Below are 16,661 nucleotides of genomic sequence, written 5' to 3' on the forward strand. Positions count from 1 at the left end.
GGTGCTCTACCAACTGAGCTACAACCGCATGTTTTCGCTTTGAACTTTTCAGTTCGTCGCAACAACAGGTACTACTATACGAGCCTTTACCGGGGTGCGCAAACCAAATTCTTGCTACACTCCCTCAAATGGAGCCAGATTCACCTCCGCAAAAGATACCGACTAGTAGTTTTACAGGAAATACCCATCACAAAAAATATTCTCAAATTTATGAAAAATCCCCTTATCCGCCGGGTTTCCTTCAGACCTTTCGGTCGTCAGATTCCCGCTGGATAAGGGGATTCTCTAGAGCTTAGTCGCTGCTACCGCCAGAGTCGCCTCCACCGGAATCGCCGCCGCCAGAGTAGTCGGAGCTGCTGTAGCTGCTGTAATCCGAACTGCTGGAGCTGCTGGAGCTTCCGGCGTCGAAGTCGCCCGCGTCCGGGTCGGGGCCCGGGTCCACGAAGTCGTCTTCGTCGTCCTCTTCACGCGAAGAGTCCGAGGTGTCTACGCCGTCAGACGAACTGCTGACGTCGCCGCCGCGGGCGTGCCGTGCCTGAGCTTCTTGAGCGTTCAGGGCGGCGCGCGCCTCGAAGTAGGCAGTCACGTATCCGAAGGCTGCCGCAACGACAACAGCGACCACCATCAAGACGGACTTGTCCATGTTGGCGATGTACAGAATCAGCCAGATAATGCAGGCGTTGGTGAGCGCCATGAGGGTGCCCTTGAGCAGCGCCTTGCCGATGATGGATTGGTTATTCGACCGACTCATGGTTAGCTCAGTTCAGCGGCAAGCTTGCGCAGGCGTGCGAGGGAGGATTCCTTACCCAGGATTTCCATGGATTCGAACAGCGGCGGGGAGATACGCTCACCGGACACTGCGATACGCACGGGGCCGAATGCGAGGCGCGGCTTGATTTCCAGGCCGTCGACGATTGCGGCGCGCAGGGCTGCCTCAATGTTGGCTGCGGTGAAGTCCTCGAGGGGCTCCAGAGCTTCGATTGCGGCGGCGAGGACCTGCGGTGCGGATTCCTTGAGCTGCTTGCGTGCGTCGTCTGCGGTGCTGATTTCTTCATCAGCCTTGAAGAGGAATGCGAGCAGGCCGGGTGCTTCACCGAGCAGCTGCATGCGCTCCTGGACGAGGGGTGCAGCTTCGGTGAGGACCTGCTCTTCACGCTCGGTGAGGGTCTCGCCGAGTACGCCTGCAGCCTGCAGGTACGGGATGAGACGGTCGCGGAAGTCCTTGGGGTCGAGCGCACGGATGTGGTCGCCGTTAATGGACTCTGCCTTCTTCACGTCGAAGCGTGCGGGGTTGGCGACAACGTCGTGTACGTCGAAGTGCTCGACGAGCTCATCGATGGTGAAGACGTCCTGATCTGCGGAGAGGGACCAGCCCAGCAGGGACAGGTAGTTCAGCAGGCCTTCCTTGATGAAGCCGGAGTCGCGCAGCAGGAAGAGGTTCGACTCGGGGTCGCGCTTGGAGAGCTTCTTGTTGCCCTGGCCCATGACGTAGGGCAGGTGGCCGAATTCGGGGATGAAGCTGGTCACGCCGGTGTCAATGAGTGCGCGGTAGAGCGCGATCTGACGCGGGGTGGAGGAGAGCAGGTCTTCGCCGCGCAGCACGTGGGTGATGCCCATGAGTGCATCGTCGACGGGGTTCACGAAGGTGTACAGCGGGTCGCCGTTGGAGCGGACGACCACGTAGTCGGGTACGGTGCCTGCCTTGAAGGTGATTTCACCGCGAACGAGGTCGTTGAAGGTGATGTCTTCGTCGGGCATGCGCAGGCGCCACACGGGCTGGCGGCCTTCTGCGCGGTAGGCTTCCTTCTGCTCTTCGGTGAGGTTGCGGTCGTAGTTGTCGTAGCCGAGCTGCGGGTCCTGACCGGCTGCCTTGCGGCGTTCCTTCACCTCGTCGGGGGTGGAGAAGTCTTCGTACACGTAGCCGCCTTCAACGAGCTTTTCGAAGATCTCGTTGTAGATGCCTGCGGCCTTACGCTCAGACTGGCGGTAGGGCTCGTGGGGGCCGCCGACGCCGACGCCTTCGTCCCAGTTGATGCCGAGCCAGTGCAGGGATTCGAGCACCTGGTTGAACGACTCTTCGGAGTCGCGTGCCGCGTCGGTGTCTTCGATGCGGAAGATCAGCTTGCCGCCGGTGTGGCGTGCGTACGCCCAGTTGAAGAGGGCGGTGCGGACCATGCCCACGTGCGGGGTGCCGGTGGGCGAGGGGCAGAAGCGGACGCGGGTGTCTGCGGGGCTGTTGAGTACGGGACCGTGGTATTCGGTCATGATGTCTCCTTGACGGTGTGTTTCAGGATGTACGTTACGTTTTTGGGGGCGGGCTGCTTAGTCGCGCACGCGGGTGACGAGGGAGCCGATGCCTTCGACTTCGACCTCTACTTCGTTGCCGTCGCGCAGTATGCTGATGCCGGCGGGGGTGCCGGTGAGCAGTACGTCGCCGGGCAGCAGGGTGAAGATTTCGGAGGCTGCGGCAACCTGTTCGGCTACGGAGTAGTGCATTTCGGAGGTGTTGCCTTCCTGCACGACGTCGCCGTCGACCCAGGTGGTGATGTTCAGCGAGTCGGTGTCCAGGTCGGTTTCGATCCAGGGGCCGAGCGGGGTGGCGCCGTCGAAGCCCTTGGCGCGGGTCCACTGGCGGTCCTCGAGCAGGTCGCGGGCGGTGAGGTCGTTGGCTACGGTGTAGCCGAAGATGACTTCGTGCACGCGCTCAAGAGGCACGGACTTGGCGATACGACCGATAATGACGGCGAGTTCACCTTCTGCGCTGACGGCTTCGGAGTACTCGGGCAGGGTCACAGGGTCGCCGGGGCCAATCACGGTGGTGTTGGGCTTGAGGAAGAACTGCGGAGAGGCGGGCGCCTCGGTTCCAGCCCAGTTTGCGATCGCTCCAATCACCTTGGAGCGGGGAATAATCGGGGCGAGCAGGCGCACCTGGTCGATGGGGTAGGTGGTGCCGGTCGGTTCGATGCCCGAGTAGAAGGGGTCGCCGGCGAGTACGCGCAGGGTTTCTTCGCCTGCGTCGCCTTCTACCAGCCCGAAGTGGAGCTCATTATTTACGGTAAATCGTGCAATACGCATACTTTCTAGGGTACCAGCCTTCGAGGGCGGGGGGCGGCGGGCGGAATTGGCAAGGCAGGTTTTAGCCCGGCGGGGTTCAACACTATTAGGTTCGGCGGGGTGCGCCTCCCCTGTCCTCGCGCTATCAACGCCGCGCGCAATATTCGCTGAGCACAGCACTGACCGGGCACAGCGAATCCCCGCGGGTGCGCGTTCCGGGTGCGGGCGCATCCTGCGGGGATTTCGCGGGTTACGTTATGTCGAACGTTTAGATGAGGCGGGTCATCCAGCCGTGGCGGTCCTCAACGGTGCCGAGCTGAATGCCGACGAGCTCTTCGCGCAGGCTCTTGGAGATTTCGCCGAAGTGCTCGGTGGGTGCCGGAATTTCGAAGTCTTCTGCCTTGAGCTTGCCGATGGGTGCGACCACTGCCGCGGTGCCGCAGGCGAAGATTTCGGTGATGTCGCCGTTTGCCACGCCTTCACGCCACTCGTTGAGGGTGATAGCGCGCTCCTCCACGGTCATGCCGCGGTCCTTAGCGAGCTGAATCAGCGAGGAGCGGGTCACACCCTCCAGGATGGTGCCGGTCAGTTCGGGGGTGACGATCTTGTTTTCCTTGCCGAAGATGAAGAACACGTTCATGCCGCCGAGCTCTTCGATGGCGTCGCCGCGGTGCGGGTCCTTGAAGATAACCTGCTTGCAGCCGTGCTTTTCACCCTCGGTCTGGGCAATCATGGATGCTGCGTAATTACCGCCGCACTTTGCCGCACCGGTGCCGCCTTCGCCTGCACGGGCGTAGGTGGTGGAGAGCCAGATGTCCACGGGTTCGGGGGTGCCGAAGTAGTTACCTGCGGGCGAGCCAATCACGTGGTACTGCACGTGGCGTGCGGGGCGAACACCGAGGAACGCCTCGGTAGCAATCATGAAGGGGCGGAAGTAGAAGGCCTCACCGTCACCGGTGGGAACCCACGATTCGTCCGCCTTAATCAGCTGGCGCAGGGACTCAATGAAGGTCTCTTCGGGCAGCTCGGGCAGGGAGAGGCGGCGTGCGGAGTTCGCGAAGCGTGCCGCGTTCTTTTCGGGGCGGAAGGTCCACACGGAGCCGTCGGCGTGGCGGTAGCCCTTGATGCCTTCGAAGATTTCCTGGCCGTAGTGGAAGACGGATGCTGCGGGGTCGAGGACGAGCGGGCCGTAGGGGTGAACTCGTGCGTCGTACCAGGTGCCACCGGTCTTGTAGTCGCCTTCCCAGTCGATGGTGACCATGTGGTCGGTGAAGTAGTCACCGAAGCCGGGGTTTGCAAGGATTTCGGCGCGGCGTTCGGCGGAGGCGGGTGACTGGTTTGCTTCGTGGCTGAATTCGATGGCCATCGTTCTGCGTTCCTCTTTGTCTAGTTGCTTGTGCAGGCGTTCTTTGATTCGCGGTTCTCGCGTCGGGGCGTAGAACCGGTGTGTGCCGCCGGGCGCGTTGTCGTGCGGGGCAGATGGTGCATCTAGCGGTCTGTGCTAGTCGGATGCATTGCAGTGAGTGGTGGAGGGTGTCCACCGCCGAGGTGCCGGGCGGGTGTGCCTGACCTGTTTTAGAGTACCGGAAAGATGCGTTTGCCGCATGCGCACCTTTTCTCTCATTCAGGATGTGAACAGGTGAAGCCCGGAAGGTGTGTTCCTTCCGGGCTTCACTAGCGTAGTTCACGTTTTAGCCGAGCCAGTTTTAGCCGGGCAAGTATTAACCGAGGCGTGCGAGCACGTCCGCGCCGACCTGGTCGGTACCACGCACGCTCGCGCCGTTTTCGCGCATATCTGCCTCAACAGCGTCCTCAATGCGGGCTGCGGCGGCGTCGTGGCCGAGGTGGCGCAGCAGCATTGCACCGGCGAGGATTGCGGCGGTGGGGTTTGCCTTGTTCTGGCGGGCGATGTCCGGTGCGGAGCCGTGTACGGGCTCGAACATGGAGGGGAACTCGCCGACAGCGTTGATGTTGCCGCTTGCCGCGTAGCCGATACCGCCGGTCACTGCACCTGCGAGGTCGGTGATGATGTCGCCGAAGAGGTTGTCGGTGACGATTACGTCGAAGCGTGCGGGGTCGGTGACCATGAAGATGGTGGTTGCGTCAATGTGCAGGTAGTCGGTCTCAACCTCGGGGAATTCAGCCGCAATTTCGGTGAAGTAGCGGTTGTAGAGGCGACCTGCGTGGGTGAGCACGTTGGTCTTGTGTACGAGGGTGACCTTCTTGCGGCGGGTGGATGCCAGTTCGAAGGCGTAGCGCATCAGGCGCTCCACACCGTGTGCGGTGTTGAGGGAGACTTCGGTGGCGATTTCGTGGGGGGTGCCGCCGCGGATGACGCCGCCGTTGCCAATGTAGGGGCCTTCGGTGCCTTCACGCACGACCACAAAGTCGATGTTGCCGGGGTTGGCGAGCGGGGAGACTGCGCCGGGGTACAGACGGGAGGGGCGCAGGTTGATGTAGTGGTCGAAGGCGAAGCGCAGCTTCAGGAGCATTTCGCGTTCGATGAGGCCGGAGGGAATCTTGCCGCTGCGCGGGTCTGCACCGATGGCACCGAAGAGGATCGCGTCGTGCTTCTTGAGGGCGTCCATGGTGGAGTCGGGCAGGGTTTCACCGGTTTCCAGCCAGTGCTCGGCGCCGAGCTTGTAGTGGGTGGGGGTTACGGTGATGTTTTCGAGCTCGCAGGCGCGGGTGAGGATGCGCTGGGCTTCGGTAATGATTTCGGGGCCGATGCCGTCGCCGGGGATGACGGCGAGGTCGATGCTACGTGCTTCAGTCATGCCTCTACCGTAATACGCGCCGCGGGTGGGCGGTAGAGTGCGCGGGCGGGTTCTCAGAGTCTGGGCTAGGCAGAGTCTGGGCTAGAGAGTTCCAGGTTAGCTACCGATCCCCTGCCCCACCGGTTAAAACAATATTCCCCGGCTGATAATTCAGCCGGGGAATATCGTTATGATTTCTCACTTAGAGTGAGAGCCCTAAAGGTCTATGCAATTACGCGGTGCGCTTGCAGAGGGTGACCTTGACGTAGCCGTTGCCACGTGCGCCACGAGCGGTCGGAGCGTTGCCTGCGGACTCGATGGAGCCACCGGAAACACCGGGAGCAACGTAGGAGCCACCTGCGCCGCCGCCGCCACCGAACTGCGAGAAGCCGGTGTTCTGGCGCAGACCGTCGGGGTTGTTGTTCCACTTCTGGGTCAGAACGATTGCGGATGCGGAGGTGGAAGCACCGGAGCCACCGCCACCGTAGCCTGCGCCACCACCTGCGGAGATGACGGACTGGTAACCGTTCCAGTTGAAGCCGATGGAGGAGTACTCCAGAGCCTTCTTCTCACCGGTTGCCTTCACGGTAACAACTTCCTTGATGGTGCGGTCGTTGTTGTCGATCATGTAGGAGTAGGAGCCCACGCCGTCGCCACCGTTACCCTTGAAGCCGTCGCCACCGTTGTTACCGGACTTGGAGGAGTGGTAGATCTCCTGGTTGTTGGTGGAGGAGTAACCCAGAACGCCGTTGGGGGACTTGCCGGAGGGCAGGTCGGTCTTGGAACCACCGTTACCACCGATACCTGCGGAGCCACCCTCACCTGCATTAACAGTGGTGGTGACGGAGGTGTCAGCGGAGTAGGTCAGTGCACCCTGGTTACCTGCAGAACCTGCTGCACCCTCAGCGGAACCACCGGTGGAACCGATGACGGGGTACACGTTGCGCTTTGCCTTCTCGGGCCACAGGCGACCTGCGTCAACAGCGCCGGGGAAGATGTAGTCGAAGTTGTTGTTAGCGCCACCAGCATTCACGAAGCCGGCGCCACCGCCGCCACCTGCGACTGCAACGGGGGTACCGTTGATGACCAGAGCGGAGGAGCCACCACCGGATGCGGAGTAGATGATGCGCTTCAGGGTGGAGTTAGCGGGCCAAATAGCGTTCACGCTCTGCATGACGCTTGCGGGGATGGGGGTGGGCAGGTTGGAGGAACCGCCGTTACCGTAGCCCTCGCCACCCTCTGCGGGGGACAGGGGGCCCTTACCGATACCACCGGCTGCGCCGATGAGCTGAACGGTCTGGCCGGGCTTGACCTCGATGATACCGGTGATCTTAGCACCGGAGCCTGCTGCGATATCGTCGTAGTTGGTACCACCAGCGCCACCGACAACCTCGAACTTGATCTTGTCGACCAGCGGGGGAACGACGAAGGACTGGGTGCCCTTAGCACCCGAAGCGTTACCTTCAGCGGTGTAAGCTGCGGTGGACTCCCACTCACATTCGGTGGAGGAAGCAAAAGCGGGAACTGCAGCAGATGCTGCGACAACCGGAGCAGCCCATGCTGCGCCAGCGACAACCTTGCGGCGAGAAATGTTAGTAGACATGTATGTCCTTCGAGAGTGATGTCATTTTGAGGAATAAAAGTTATCACCCGCCGTCGTGCACGGCGAAGAACGTCACCTGATGAGATTCGAGTGAGTGAAGTAGGCTTGCGCCTAACCTCTGGTGATAACGACATAATGCTGTAACCGGTCCCCTGCATAGGGACTTTCGCGTTTCAGAGCGCTTGGTGTTCACTCTGCGAGGCCTTGCCTCCTGGACGCAGAATTTCGGTACAGCCAAAACTATACCCATCAAAGACCTGTACCGCAATGGTTCCAAAAATGGTTTGATGAGGGGGTTTCCCTTAAACTCTCCGCCTTGGTTGAAGGTTTTTCAACCAAAATAGGTTACTTAAGGGAGTTTCAAGTCTCTTAAACTCGAATTCGAACCCCATACAACCCCAAACTCTCAAGTTTTAGTTGAGGGAATATTTTTCGAAAAAGTAACCAAGGTCACTAAAAATAGGTGTTTTCGGCGTGTCATACTCACTCAAGCACACAACCCCACACGCAAACCCACAAAATATCCCTGCATGTGAGAGCAAAAAAGAGGCTCCCAGCCCCGCCCCACCACCCCGATACACTGGAAACATGCCCCTCAAGCACACCGAACCCCAGAAGAACCCACAGCACAGCACAGAGACGGCCGGATCAGGCTACGCCGTAACGCATACCCGCGGCATCTCAGAAAGCATCGACCTGCCCGCCGATGCAATCACCGCCTCCAGCCGCGTGCAAAGCTACCTCAGAGACAACCGCGGCTGGATGAACATTATCGTCGTCGCGCACATGCAGTTCTTCTGCTGCGTACTCTCCGTTGCCTTCATCAATGGCTACGGCTGGATCCCGCTCATCTCCGCGCTCTGCAGCACCACCGCGCTCTACTTCCGCTACCGCTTCCCCTACGGCAGCATCTACGTGGTCATCGCGGCGCTCTGCCTCACCCTCCTGTCTCCCTTCCCCGACTCACTCGCAGTCACCTGCTACCCGCCGGTCACCCTCGCCGCCTACCATATCGGCAGGCACTGGACCCGCCGCGCCCGCTTCCGCGGCCTCATTCTCGGCTGGGTCGGCGCACTCGCCGTCACCGTGCAGGCCTCACTCTCATTCCTCTACCACTGGGACGACATACCCGCCCGCATCTTCATCTCCCTGATGCTCGGCGTGCTCTGCGGATCCATCTTCACCGTCTTCTGGTTCCTCGGCGACTCCCGCCGCATGCGCGAACTGCGCAGCGAAGAGTTCGAAGAACGCGCCCGCCGCCTCGAATACGAGCAGGAACAGGAACGCCGCCTCGCCGCGCAGGACGAACGCACACGCATCGCCCGCGAAATGCACGATATTGTGGCGCACTCGCTCTCCAGCATTATTTCCCAGGCGGATGGGGCACGCTACGCCGCCGCGAGCGCCCGCACCGCACGCGCCCAGCAGGCAGAGCAACCGGGTCAGGCTCAGCAGAGCGAACCGGATATTGCCGAGCAGACCCTCGAGCTCATCGCAGACACGGCACGCGACTCCCTCACCCAGATGCGTTCCCTACTCGGGCTACTGCGCACAGACGAGGCAACCACCTACGCACCCGTGCCCGCCCTCAGCGATGTACCCGCACTCGTGGAGCAGAGCCGCCGCGCCGGGCTACCCGTCACCTTCACCGGAATCACCGGCACCATGGCGCGCACCCTGCCGCAGGGTGCCGAGCTGGCGGCGTACCGCACCGTGCAGGAGGCGCTCACCAACGCACTCAAGCACTCCCCCGGCGCGGCAACCACCGTCACCATTCACTGGGGTGAGGACGGTCTGCAGTTGCGGGTTCAGAACGACCCGGTTTCCTCTGCCGTGGCTCAGCACATTGCCCGCCCTGTGCCCGGTAGCGGCAACGGTCTGCGCGGCATGAGCGAGCGCATCGCCCTCTACCACGGCACCCTCACCTACGGTCTGCAGCCTGACGGCGGCTGGCTCGTTGAGGCGGCGCTGCCCTACCGCGACCTCTAATACCCGTGCCCTCTACTACCTCGTGATCTAGGATTGAAACTATGTACTCTTCTGCACCACAGACTTCTGCACCACAGACTACCCAGCCGATCCGCGTGATGCTCGTTGACGACCAGCGCCTAGTGCGCGGCGGCTTGAGCATGCTCGTCAACTCCCAGCCGGACCTGCAGGTCGTCATGGAAGCTGATGACGGCCTGGCGGCGATTGACGTTTTTGACCGTATGGTGTCTGAGGGGCAGGCGCCGCAGGTCATCCTCATGGATGTGCGCATGCCGCACTGCGACGGCCTGGAGGCGGCGCGCCGTATTCTGGAGCGTGACGGCGAGCGTGAAGTTTCCGAGGATGAGCGGGTGCGCATTATTATGCTCACGACCTTCGATATTGATGAGTACGTGTATTCGGCGGTGCGTGCGGGTGCGAGCGGTTTCTTGTTGAAGGACACCCCGCCGGAGCAGCTGCTGGAGGCGATTCGTACGGTGCACCGCGGCGATGCGGTGATTGCGCCGTCTGCGACTCGCCGCCTGTTGGAGCAGATGATTCCGGTGCTGGACTCCCCCGCTCCTGTTGTTCCTACCGCTCCTGCCGCTCCTGCCGCTGAGTCTGTTCTTGCTATTCCCTCGGCTGCTGGTTCTGAACTTCCTAAGGCGACGTTTATTCCGGCTGAGCATGCAAGCTTTGAGCCTGTGCAGGATTATCCGCATCGTGAGTTGATTGAGCAGTTGTCGCCGCGTGAGTTTGAGGTGCTGGGTTTGATTGCGCGTGGCTTGTCGAATGCGGAGATTACGCGGGAGCTGGTGCTTTCGGAGGCGACGGTGAAGACGCATGTGTCGCATGTGTTGGCGAAGTTGGGGGCGCGTGATCGTGTGCAGGCGGTCATTATGGCGTATGAGGCGGGTATCGCCCACTAGCGCTCCCTTATATAAGGGCACAGCAGAAATAGAGAGCACAACAGACTAGAGGACACAGTGAAGTCCCGGCGGGCGCCTCCTGATCGAGGCACCCTCCGGGGCTCTTTAGTTAAGTAGTTTCTTGTATCTCGTCGATGATTTGTTCAAAGTCGCTCATCAGCTCAGGCAACTTCTTATAGCGGCAACTCCACCATGTCTGGTTCTGCCTCCGCATAGATGCGGGGGCGCAACCGGGTGACCATATCAACGCTACGGCCGGTCAGCTGTTCAATGCGGTGCTGAGCATCGACCATCTGCATGAACTCGTCAAAAGGGGCTACCCCCGGCATCTGCACCAAAAAATCCAGGTCGCTGGTTTCGGTCAGCTCACCGCGGGCGGCGCTGCCGAAGAGTCGGGCACGGCGCACACCAGCGTCACGGAGGATCTGAAGAACCTCCGCTTCATGGGGTAGCGTGTACCCGCGACGCAGATTGGGGTGGCTAGTACTCATACACCCATCATACGCGCAAAGCCATGCTACAGGTCAGCTCCAAGAATCTGAGAGTACAAGCACGCCAAACTAGAGGACACAGTGAAGCCCCGGCGGGCGCCTCCTAATCGAGGCACCCTCCGGGGCTTTCTCACGCCGAGTATCCGGGTTCGCCGGGTACTGTGACTATGCCAGGTACAGCGGGTTAGCCGCGCATACCCTCAACCGGGGACATGCGAGCCGAACGAGCCGCCGGCAGAGCCGAAGCCAGCATCGCGGCGAGCACACCCACAACGAGGATGACCACGTACCAGACGTACGGCAGGTCAAGCACGAGCGGGGCGGAAGCACTCATGGAAGACATAATAATCTGCGCAGAGAGGCTACCAATCACCGCACCGGAAACCATACCGAGCACCACTGCGGCGAGCGTAATCAGAATCGCCTCAATGGAAATCATACGGCGCAGCTGCTTGCGGGACAGACCCAGCGAGCGGAGCATCGCGTTCTCGCGGCGGCGTTCGTTGACCGACAGGGTCATCGTGTTCGCCACACCAATAATCGAGATGACCACTGCGAGCATGAGCATCACCAGGGTGAAGGTCAGCATAACGGTCAGCAACTGGTCGTAGGTCTGACGTTCCTGCAAGCCACCGGTGAAGGAGCTGTCCGGGCTGGCTCGGTTCAGGTCAGCCTGCAGGGTCGCGTTCTCGCTACTGGTCAGCGGGGAGGCGGCGCGCACCAGAACGACGGTGTCGTTACCGGTTGCCTGGCTGGTGACGGTCAGACGTGCTGCCTTCGTCTGAGCTTCCTGGTCACCGCTGGCGATTGCTTCTTCCATGCGCTTCTGAGCTTCCTCAGCGGCGGGGTTGGCAACCTTCTGCGGGTTCTTGGCGTCCTGCAGCTTGGCGGCGGTGGCAGGGTTGACGATCAGCAGGTTCTGCTTGGTTGCGGACTTGACGGGTTTGAGTTCCACTTCGCCGAGCGGGCCGTGTGCCTTCAGACGACTGGACTCATTCAATCCAGCGGACTTCCAGAGGCCCTGCGGCACGAGCACGGTGTCATCGGCAAGGTTCAAGTTTTCGCCCGGCAGGATTGCCTTCAGGTCGGAGGAGCTCAACGCCACCAGGTCGGAATTCTGGTTGGCGGTCTGGCCTTCGTACTCGACGGTGTAGTCAACCACACCGGCTGCGTAACCGACGGCGGACGCCTGAACGTTCTTAATACCCTTGACCTTGGAGGCGATTTCCTCCGCCTTGGTCACGGTGGAGGCAGCCTCGGACTGGTCATACGAGCTGTACTTTGCCTGCGCAGAAATCGGGTACTGCTGATCCAGGGCCTTGGTCAGCGAGGCGCTCAGCACCGAGTAACCGGTCAGCACAGTCGACACGACCAGGGTACCCACCAGCACGGCGCGGCCGGTGGAGACGGTGCGCTTGGGCGAACGCAGCGCGTTGGCGAGCGCCAGCTTGCCGGTCTGGGTGCGGGTGACCTTACCGAGGGCGCGTACCAGCGGGGGCAGTACCAGCGGGGTGAGGAGGAAGACCGCAATACCGAGCAGCAGTGCGGCCCCCATCATGAGAAGGATGGCCTTATTGCCGGCACCCTCACCGGAACCCTGGTTCTGAGCCAGCATAGCCAGGCCGATACCTGCGGCACCGAAGACCAGACCCAGGATCGGGCCGACCTTGCCGGGCTTGCGCACCTCAAGGTTGGTGTGCTCGCTCATCGCGCTGATGGGCGAGATGCGCAGGGCGCTTCGTGCCGGGGAGAGCGACGCCAGAACCGTCACGATGGTGCAGATCAGGGTACTGATAATCACCGGGGTGATTGAGTACGAAATCATGATGGTGGTGAGGTTTGCGCCAACCAGCGCGCCAACCGGGTAGGTCAGCAGCGCACCGATGAGGGAGAACACCACGCCCACGGTAATGGATTCGATGAGTAGCATCCGTACAAGGGAGCCGCCGCGGGCGCCGAGGGTGCGCAGCAGAGCCAGCTCACGGATGCGCTGGCCGACCAGCACCGCGAAGGTGTTGGAGATGACGAAGGAGGAAACCAGCAGAGCCAGTGCCGCGAAGGCACCCAGGACCACGCTAATGGAGGTGAAGACCGTGGAGATACTCTTCTGGTAGTCTTCCAGCAGCTTCTGACCGGTCATAACGCGCGGGTCGTTCTTGGTGTCGCCGCTGCTGAGGGTATCCTGCAGGCTCTTGAGTTTGGCGTCGGTTACGCCGTCCTTGAACTTGAGGTAGATGAGGTTCGCGCCAGCCATGCCCCGGTATCCTGCCGCGGAGCTCTTGTTTTCTGTCTCGGCTGCTTTCAGGGTGGCTTCGCCGAGGCTGGTGCCGCCAATGAAGACAGCCTGGTTGGTGGTGGAGCCTTCAAAACCGGGGTCGAACAGACCGACGACGGTGTATTCGGCGGTCTTGTCAGTACCGGGGGCGCTGACGGATTCTACAACGTCGGTGCTGGTGACCTTGCCGTTCAGCGAGAGGTTGTGCTTCTTCGCGAAGTAGGTAGAGACCATGATTTCGTGGTTGCTACTGGGGATTTTACCCTGCACCTTGTACGGGAAGAGGCTAGAGTCGGCGGGCAGCTGGTTGTACTGCACGGGGGTTTTCTGGTCGCCGGTACCGATCGAACCCGTGACGGCGTACTGTACCCAGTAGCCGGAGAGCAGGTCGCTCTTTTCTACTTTCTGAATCTGGTCACGAGTCAGGTAGATAGAGGTGCTGTCTTTACCGTCGCTGGTTGTAGCGGCGGAGGCGACGACCGCCTCGGCGCGGGAGAGCACGTCACCAACGGAGGAATTGACGGTCGCCTGCAACGAGTTGGTGAGCATCATAATGGCGGCGATGAAGAAGGATGAGATCGCGATGCCTATGCCCGTGAGGATGTATTTTCCTTTGGAGGCGCGCAGATTGGAGCGCGCCACCGTGTTCAGTGTGGTTGCCACGGCTTATCGACCTTCCAGCTGTGCCATTGCGCCGAGGACGGCGTCGTAGGTGGGTTCGATCATTTCGCCGGCGACCATGCCGTCCTTGATGAAGACCACGCGGTCTGCGTAGGAGGCGGCGTTTGCGTCGTGGGTGACCATGAGGATGGTCTGTGCGTGGTCGGTTGCGGCGGCACGCAGCAGGCGCAGCACCTCGGCGCCGGAGTTGGAGTCGAGGTTACCGGTCGGTTCGTCGGCGAAGACCACTTCGGGGCGTGCGAGCAGGGCGCGCACGATGGCGACGCGCTGCTGCTGACCGCCGGAGAGCTGTTCGGGGCGGTGGTCGAGGCGGGTTTCCAGGCCGAGGGTCTTGACCAGGTAGTCGCGCCACTGCGGGTCCGGCTTCTTACCGGCGAGGCCCAGCGGCAGGTCAATGTTCTGGCCCGCGGTGAGGGTGGGCACCAAGTTGAACGCCTGGAAGATGAAGCCGATGTGTTCGCGGCGGAATTCGGTGAGGGCGTTGTCCTTCAGGCCGAAGAGCTCGGTACCGCCAATACGGATGGAGGTTGCCGGGTTCGGGTCGGGGGTGTCCAGGGTTGCGATGGTCTGCATCAGCGTGGACTTGCCCGAGCCGGAGGGGCCCATAATGGCGGTGAACTTGCCCTGCTCAAAGTCGACGGAGACGTTGTTGAGGGCGTGGACGGTTGCTTCACCCATGCCGTAGGTTTTGGAAAGGTTTCGTGCGGAGACGGCGGGCTGTGCCGTCTGTGCGTGAGTAGTTGTCGTAGTCATAGTTCAATTATTTCACGCAGCATGGCGCTGACTACAGGGTTTTTCTCATCCTCCAGGTTGATTTTGGCGGGTGTTCACCGGGTCCTGACCTGCGGATGCGGGAGTTCCTCGCTCATTCCATGGGCTGAAATGAGCCTGAGGCGGGCTGGGCGGGGCACCGGCATCATCCTTAAGGATGAGTGGCGGCTCACCCGGCGTTCTCACCCTGCATCCTTACCCTGCTTCTCCGCCTCGCGCCTACACCTATATATGTATGCGAAAAGCCCCCGGTTCCTCCCCCATCTGGGTGGGGAAGCCGGGGGCTTTCATAGACTATCCGTTACAGCGCTATCAGTTACGGCGCTGTCTCAGGCTCTGTCCGCTGATACTCAGGCAGCTGTTATGCCTTGGGTGCTTCGTAGCGGGGGAACACCGGTGCGGGTGCGGGCAGTTCGGTGCCGGGCACGAGTGCGGTGCCGAGGGCTGCGAACTGGCGTGCGTCACCTTCGGGTACGCCGAGCAGGGTCAGCAGCTTGGCGGTCGAGTCGGGCATGACGGGCTGCAGCAGCAGGGCTACCTGGCGTACGACCTCAAGGGTTACGTACAGTACGGTGTTCATGCGGTCGAGTTCGCCGTTCTTGCGCAGGGTCCAGGGTTCCTGTTCTGCGAAGTAGGCGTTGGTGTCTGCGAGGACGGTCCAGATGCGTTCCAAAGCGCGGTGGAATGCCTGCTCGTCGAAGTCTGCACGGACGGGCTCGTAGAGGGCTGCCGCCTGGTCGAGGATCTGGCGGTCAGCTTCGGTGAATTCGCCGTGGGTGGGGACGGCATCGCCGCAGTTCTTGGCGACCATGGACAGGGAACGCTGGGCAAGGTTGCCGAGGTTGTTTGCCAGGTCGGAGTTGATGCGGTTGATGATGGACTCTTCGGAGTAGGAGCCGTCCTGACCGAAGGACACTTCACGCATGAGGAAGAAGCGGACCGCGTCCAGGCCGAACGCGTTGACAAGGTTTGCGGGGTCGACGACGTTACCGACGGACTTGGACATCTTCTCGCCGTTGACGAGCAGGAAGCCGTGGCCGAAGACGCGCTTGGGCAGTTCGACTCCGGCGGACCACAGGAATGCGGGCCAGTAGATGGAGTGGAATCGGGTGATGTCCTTGCCGATGAGGTGCAGGTCGGCGGGCCAGTACTTGGTGAACAGCTCGTTGTCGGTGTCGGGGTAGCCGAGGCCGGTGAGGTAGTTGGTGAGGGCGTCGACCCACACGTACATGACGTGCTTGTCGTTGCCGGGTACGGGTACGCCCCAGTCGAAGGTGGTGCGGGAGATGGACAGGTCATTGAGGCCGCCCTTGACGAAGGAGATCAGTTCGTTGCGGCGGGATTCGGGGTAGACGTAGCCTTCGTTGGCGTAGAGTTCGAGGAGCTTGTCGCCGTACTTGGAGAGGCGGAAGAAGTAGGATTCTTCTTCGGTCCATTCGACTTCGGTGCCGGTGGTGATGGCGTAGCGCTGGCCGTCGCGGACTTCAGTTTCGTCTTCTGCGTAGTAGGCTTCGTCGCGTACGGAGTACCAGCCGGCGTACTTGTCGAGGTAGATGTCGCCGTTTTCTTCCATGCGCTTCCAGATGGCCTGGGATGCGACATAGTGGTCGGGGTCGGTGGTGCGGATGAAGCGGTCGTAGCTGATGTTCAGCGCGTCGTTCATTGCTTTGAAGCGTGCGGAGTTCTCGTCGGCGAGTTCCTTAGCGGTCTTACCGAGCTTCTCGGCGGTGGTCTGCATCTTCTGGCCGTGCTCGTCGGTGCCGGTCATGAAGCGCACGTCGAAGCCGTCGAGGCGCTTGAAGCGGGCTAGCACGTCGGCTGCGATGGTTTCGTAGGCATGGCCGATGTGCGGGTTGCCATTGGGGTAGGAGATGGCGGTGGTGATGTAGAACGGAGTTGCAGTCATAACTTTCAGTTTACCGCAGTCTTAGGCTAGGCTCTCACCGGGGTTACACTCTGATACGCGGTGGCTTATTGCTTGTGGGTGGAGGCTGCCACGCAACAGGCTAAACCGCGACAGCCTCCCCGCCCCAGTTCGCTAGGCACGGGGCGCACACCCAAACCACGAACCACCCGCGGCGGGATTAGCTCGAGGTTCGGCACCCTCCTCGCTCCTACAGGGGCACCCGCCCT

Annotated in this window: 12 protein-coding genes; 2 read left to right on the forward strand and 10 right to left on the reverse strand. The window is 61.4% G+C overall.

All coding sequences use genetic code 11. The features are described from left to right. Positions 1 to 292 precede the first annotated feature (292 nt). From HMPREF2842_RS03080 to HMPREF2842_RS03105, 6 genes are all read right to left on the reverse strand, one after another. Positions 293 to 751, reverse strand: a complete 459-nt coding sequence (locus HMPREF2842_RS03080; protein ID WP_049342136.1) for a hypothetical protein — start codon at positions 749 to 751, stop codon at positions 293 to 295. A 2-nt stretch (positions 752 to 753) separates the two neighbouring features. Then, positions 754 to 2,265 (reverse strand): glutamate--tRNA ligase, encoded by a 1,512-nt coding sequence (gene gltX, locus HMPREF2842_RS03085; protein ID WP_049342137.1) that lies wholly within the window; start codon positions 2,263 to 2,265, stop codon positions 754 to 756. Positions 2,266 to 2,322: 57 nt separating this feature from the next. Beyond that, complete coding sequence (locus HMPREF2842_RS03090) at positions 2,323 to 3,075, reverse strand: fumarylacetoacetate hydrolase family protein (protein WP_070642669.1); 753 nt, start codon at positions 3,073 to 3,075, stop codon at positions 2,323 to 2,325. Between the two features lie 247 nt (positions 3,076 to 3,322). Then, positions 3,323 to 4,420, reverse strand: a complete 1,098-nt coding sequence (locus HMPREF2842_RS03095; RefSeq protein ID WP_070642671.1) for a branched-chain amino acid aminotransferase — start codon at positions 4,418 to 4,420, stop codon at positions 3,323 to 3,325. 355 nt (positions 4,421 to 4,775) lie between these two features. Further along, positions 4,776 to 5,831: a 3-isopropylmalate dehydrogenase gene (locus HMPREF2842_RS03100; protein WP_070642674.1), complete on the reverse strand. Its 1,056-nt coding sequence runs from the start codon at positions 5,829 to 5,831 to the stop codon at positions 4,776 to 4,778. 211 nt (positions 5,832 to 6,042) lie between these two features. Beyond that, a complete protein-coding gene (locus tag HMPREF2842_RS03105) occupies positions 6,043 to 7,413 on the reverse strand; it encodes a hypothetical protein (RefSeq protein WP_070642677.1) in 1,371 nt (456 codons plus the stop codon). 588 nt (positions 7,414 to 8,001) lie between these two features. Between HMPREF2842_RS03105 and HMPREF2842_RS03110 the strand changes: the two genes are divergently transcribed. Beyond that, complete coding sequence (locus HMPREF2842_RS03110) at positions 8,002 to 9,402, forward strand: histidine kinase (RefSeq protein ID WP_193388447.1); 1,401 nt, start codon at positions 8,002 to 8,004, stop codon at positions 9,400 to 9,402. A gap of 41 nt (positions 9,403 to 9,443) precedes the next feature. After that, the gene (locus tag HMPREF2842_RS03115) at positions 9,444 to 10,310 is read left to right on the forward strand and encodes a response regulator (protein WP_065423511.1); all 867 of its coding nucleotides are present in this window, start codon (positions 9,444 to 9,446) and stop codon (positions 10,308 to 10,310) included. 173 nt (positions 10,311 to 10,483) lie between these two features. Here the strand turns inward: HMPREF2842_RS03115 and HMPREF2842_RS03120 are convergent, their stop codons facing one another. The 4 genes from HMPREF2842_RS03120 to metG all read right to left on the reverse strand — a co-directional run bounded on the left by HMPREF2842_RS03120 (position 10,484) and on the right by metG (position 16,434). Next, the gene (locus HMPREF2842_RS03120; RefSeq protein WP_005505534.1) at positions 10,484 to 10,801 is read right to left on the reverse strand and encodes a nucleotidyltransferase family protein; all 318 of its coding nucleotides are present in this window, start codon (positions 10,799 to 10,801) and stop codon (positions 10,484 to 10,486) included. 184 nt (positions 10,802 to 10,985) lie between these two features. Next, entirely contained in the window at positions 10,986 to 13,739 is a 2,754-nt protein-coding gene (locus tag HMPREF2842_RS03125) for an ABC transporter permease (protein ID WP_070642678.1), read from the reverse strand. A 3-nt stretch (positions 13,740 to 13,742) separates the two neighbouring features. Continuing rightward, on the reverse strand, positions 13,743 to 14,510 hold the full coding sequence (locus tag HMPREF2842_RS03130; protein WP_049356607.1) for an ABC transporter ATP-binding protein: 768 nt from the start codon (positions 14,508 to 14,510) through the stop codon (positions 13,743 to 13,745). Between the two features lie 379 nt (positions 14,511 to 14,889). Further along, positions 14,890 to 16,434, reverse strand: coding sequence for a methionine--tRNA ligase (metG, locus tag HMPREF2842_RS03135; RefSeq protein WP_070642680.1), 1,545 nt, complete (start codon positions 16,432 to 16,434; stop codon positions 14,890 to 14,892). Positions 16,435 to 16,661 lie beyond the last annotated feature (227 nt).

The sequence above is a fragment of the Rothia sp. HMSC069C10 genome (assembly GCF_001812205.1).
GTDB lineage: Bacteria > Actinomycetota > Actinomycetes > Actinomycetales > Micrococcaceae > Rothia > Rothia mucilaginosa.

Coding starts and splice junctions, on each gene's coding strand:
- HMPREF2842_RS03120 (WP_005505534.1), bottom strand. CDS start 10,801: ATGAGTACTAGCCACCCCAATCTGCGTCGCGGGTACACGCTACCCCAT.
- HMPREF2842_RS03110 (WP_193388447.1), top strand. CDS start 8,002: ATGCCCCTCAAGCACACCGAACCCCAGAAGAACCCACAGCACAGCACA.
- HMPREF2842_RS03130 (WP_049356607.1), bottom strand. CDS start 14,510: ATGACTACGACAACTACTCACGCACAGACGGCACAGCCCGCCGTCTCC.
- HMPREF2842_RS03115 (WP_065423511.1), top strand. CDS start 9,444: ATGTACTCTTCTGCACCACAGACTTCTGCACCACAGACTACCCAGCCG.
- metG (WP_070642680.1), bottom strand. CDS start 16,434: ATGACTGCAACTCCGTTCTACATCACCACCGCCATCTCCTACCCCAAT.
- HMPREF2842_RS03090 (WP_070642669.1), bottom strand. CDS start 3,075: ATGCGTATTGCACGATTTACCGTAAATAATGAGCTCCACTTCGGGCTG.
- HMPREF2842_RS03080 (WP_049342136.1), bottom strand. CDS start 751: ATGAGTCGGTCGAATAACCAATCCATCATCGGCAAGGCGCTGCTCAAG.
- gltX (WP_049342137.1), bottom strand. CDS start 2,265: ATGACCGAATACCACGGTCCCGTACTCAACAGCCCCGCAGACACCCGC.
- HMPREF2842_RS03095 (WP_070642671.1), bottom strand. CDS start 4,420: ATGGCCATCGAATTCAGCCACGAAGCAAACCAGTCACCCGCCTCCGCC.
- HMPREF2842_RS03105 (WP_070642677.1), bottom strand. CDS start 7,413: ATGTCTACTAACATTTCTCGCCGCAAGGTTGTCGCTGGCGCAGCATGG.
- HMPREF2842_RS03100 (WP_070642674.1), bottom strand. CDS start 5,831: ATGACTGAAGCACGTAGCATCGACCTCGCCGTCATCCCCGGCGACGGC.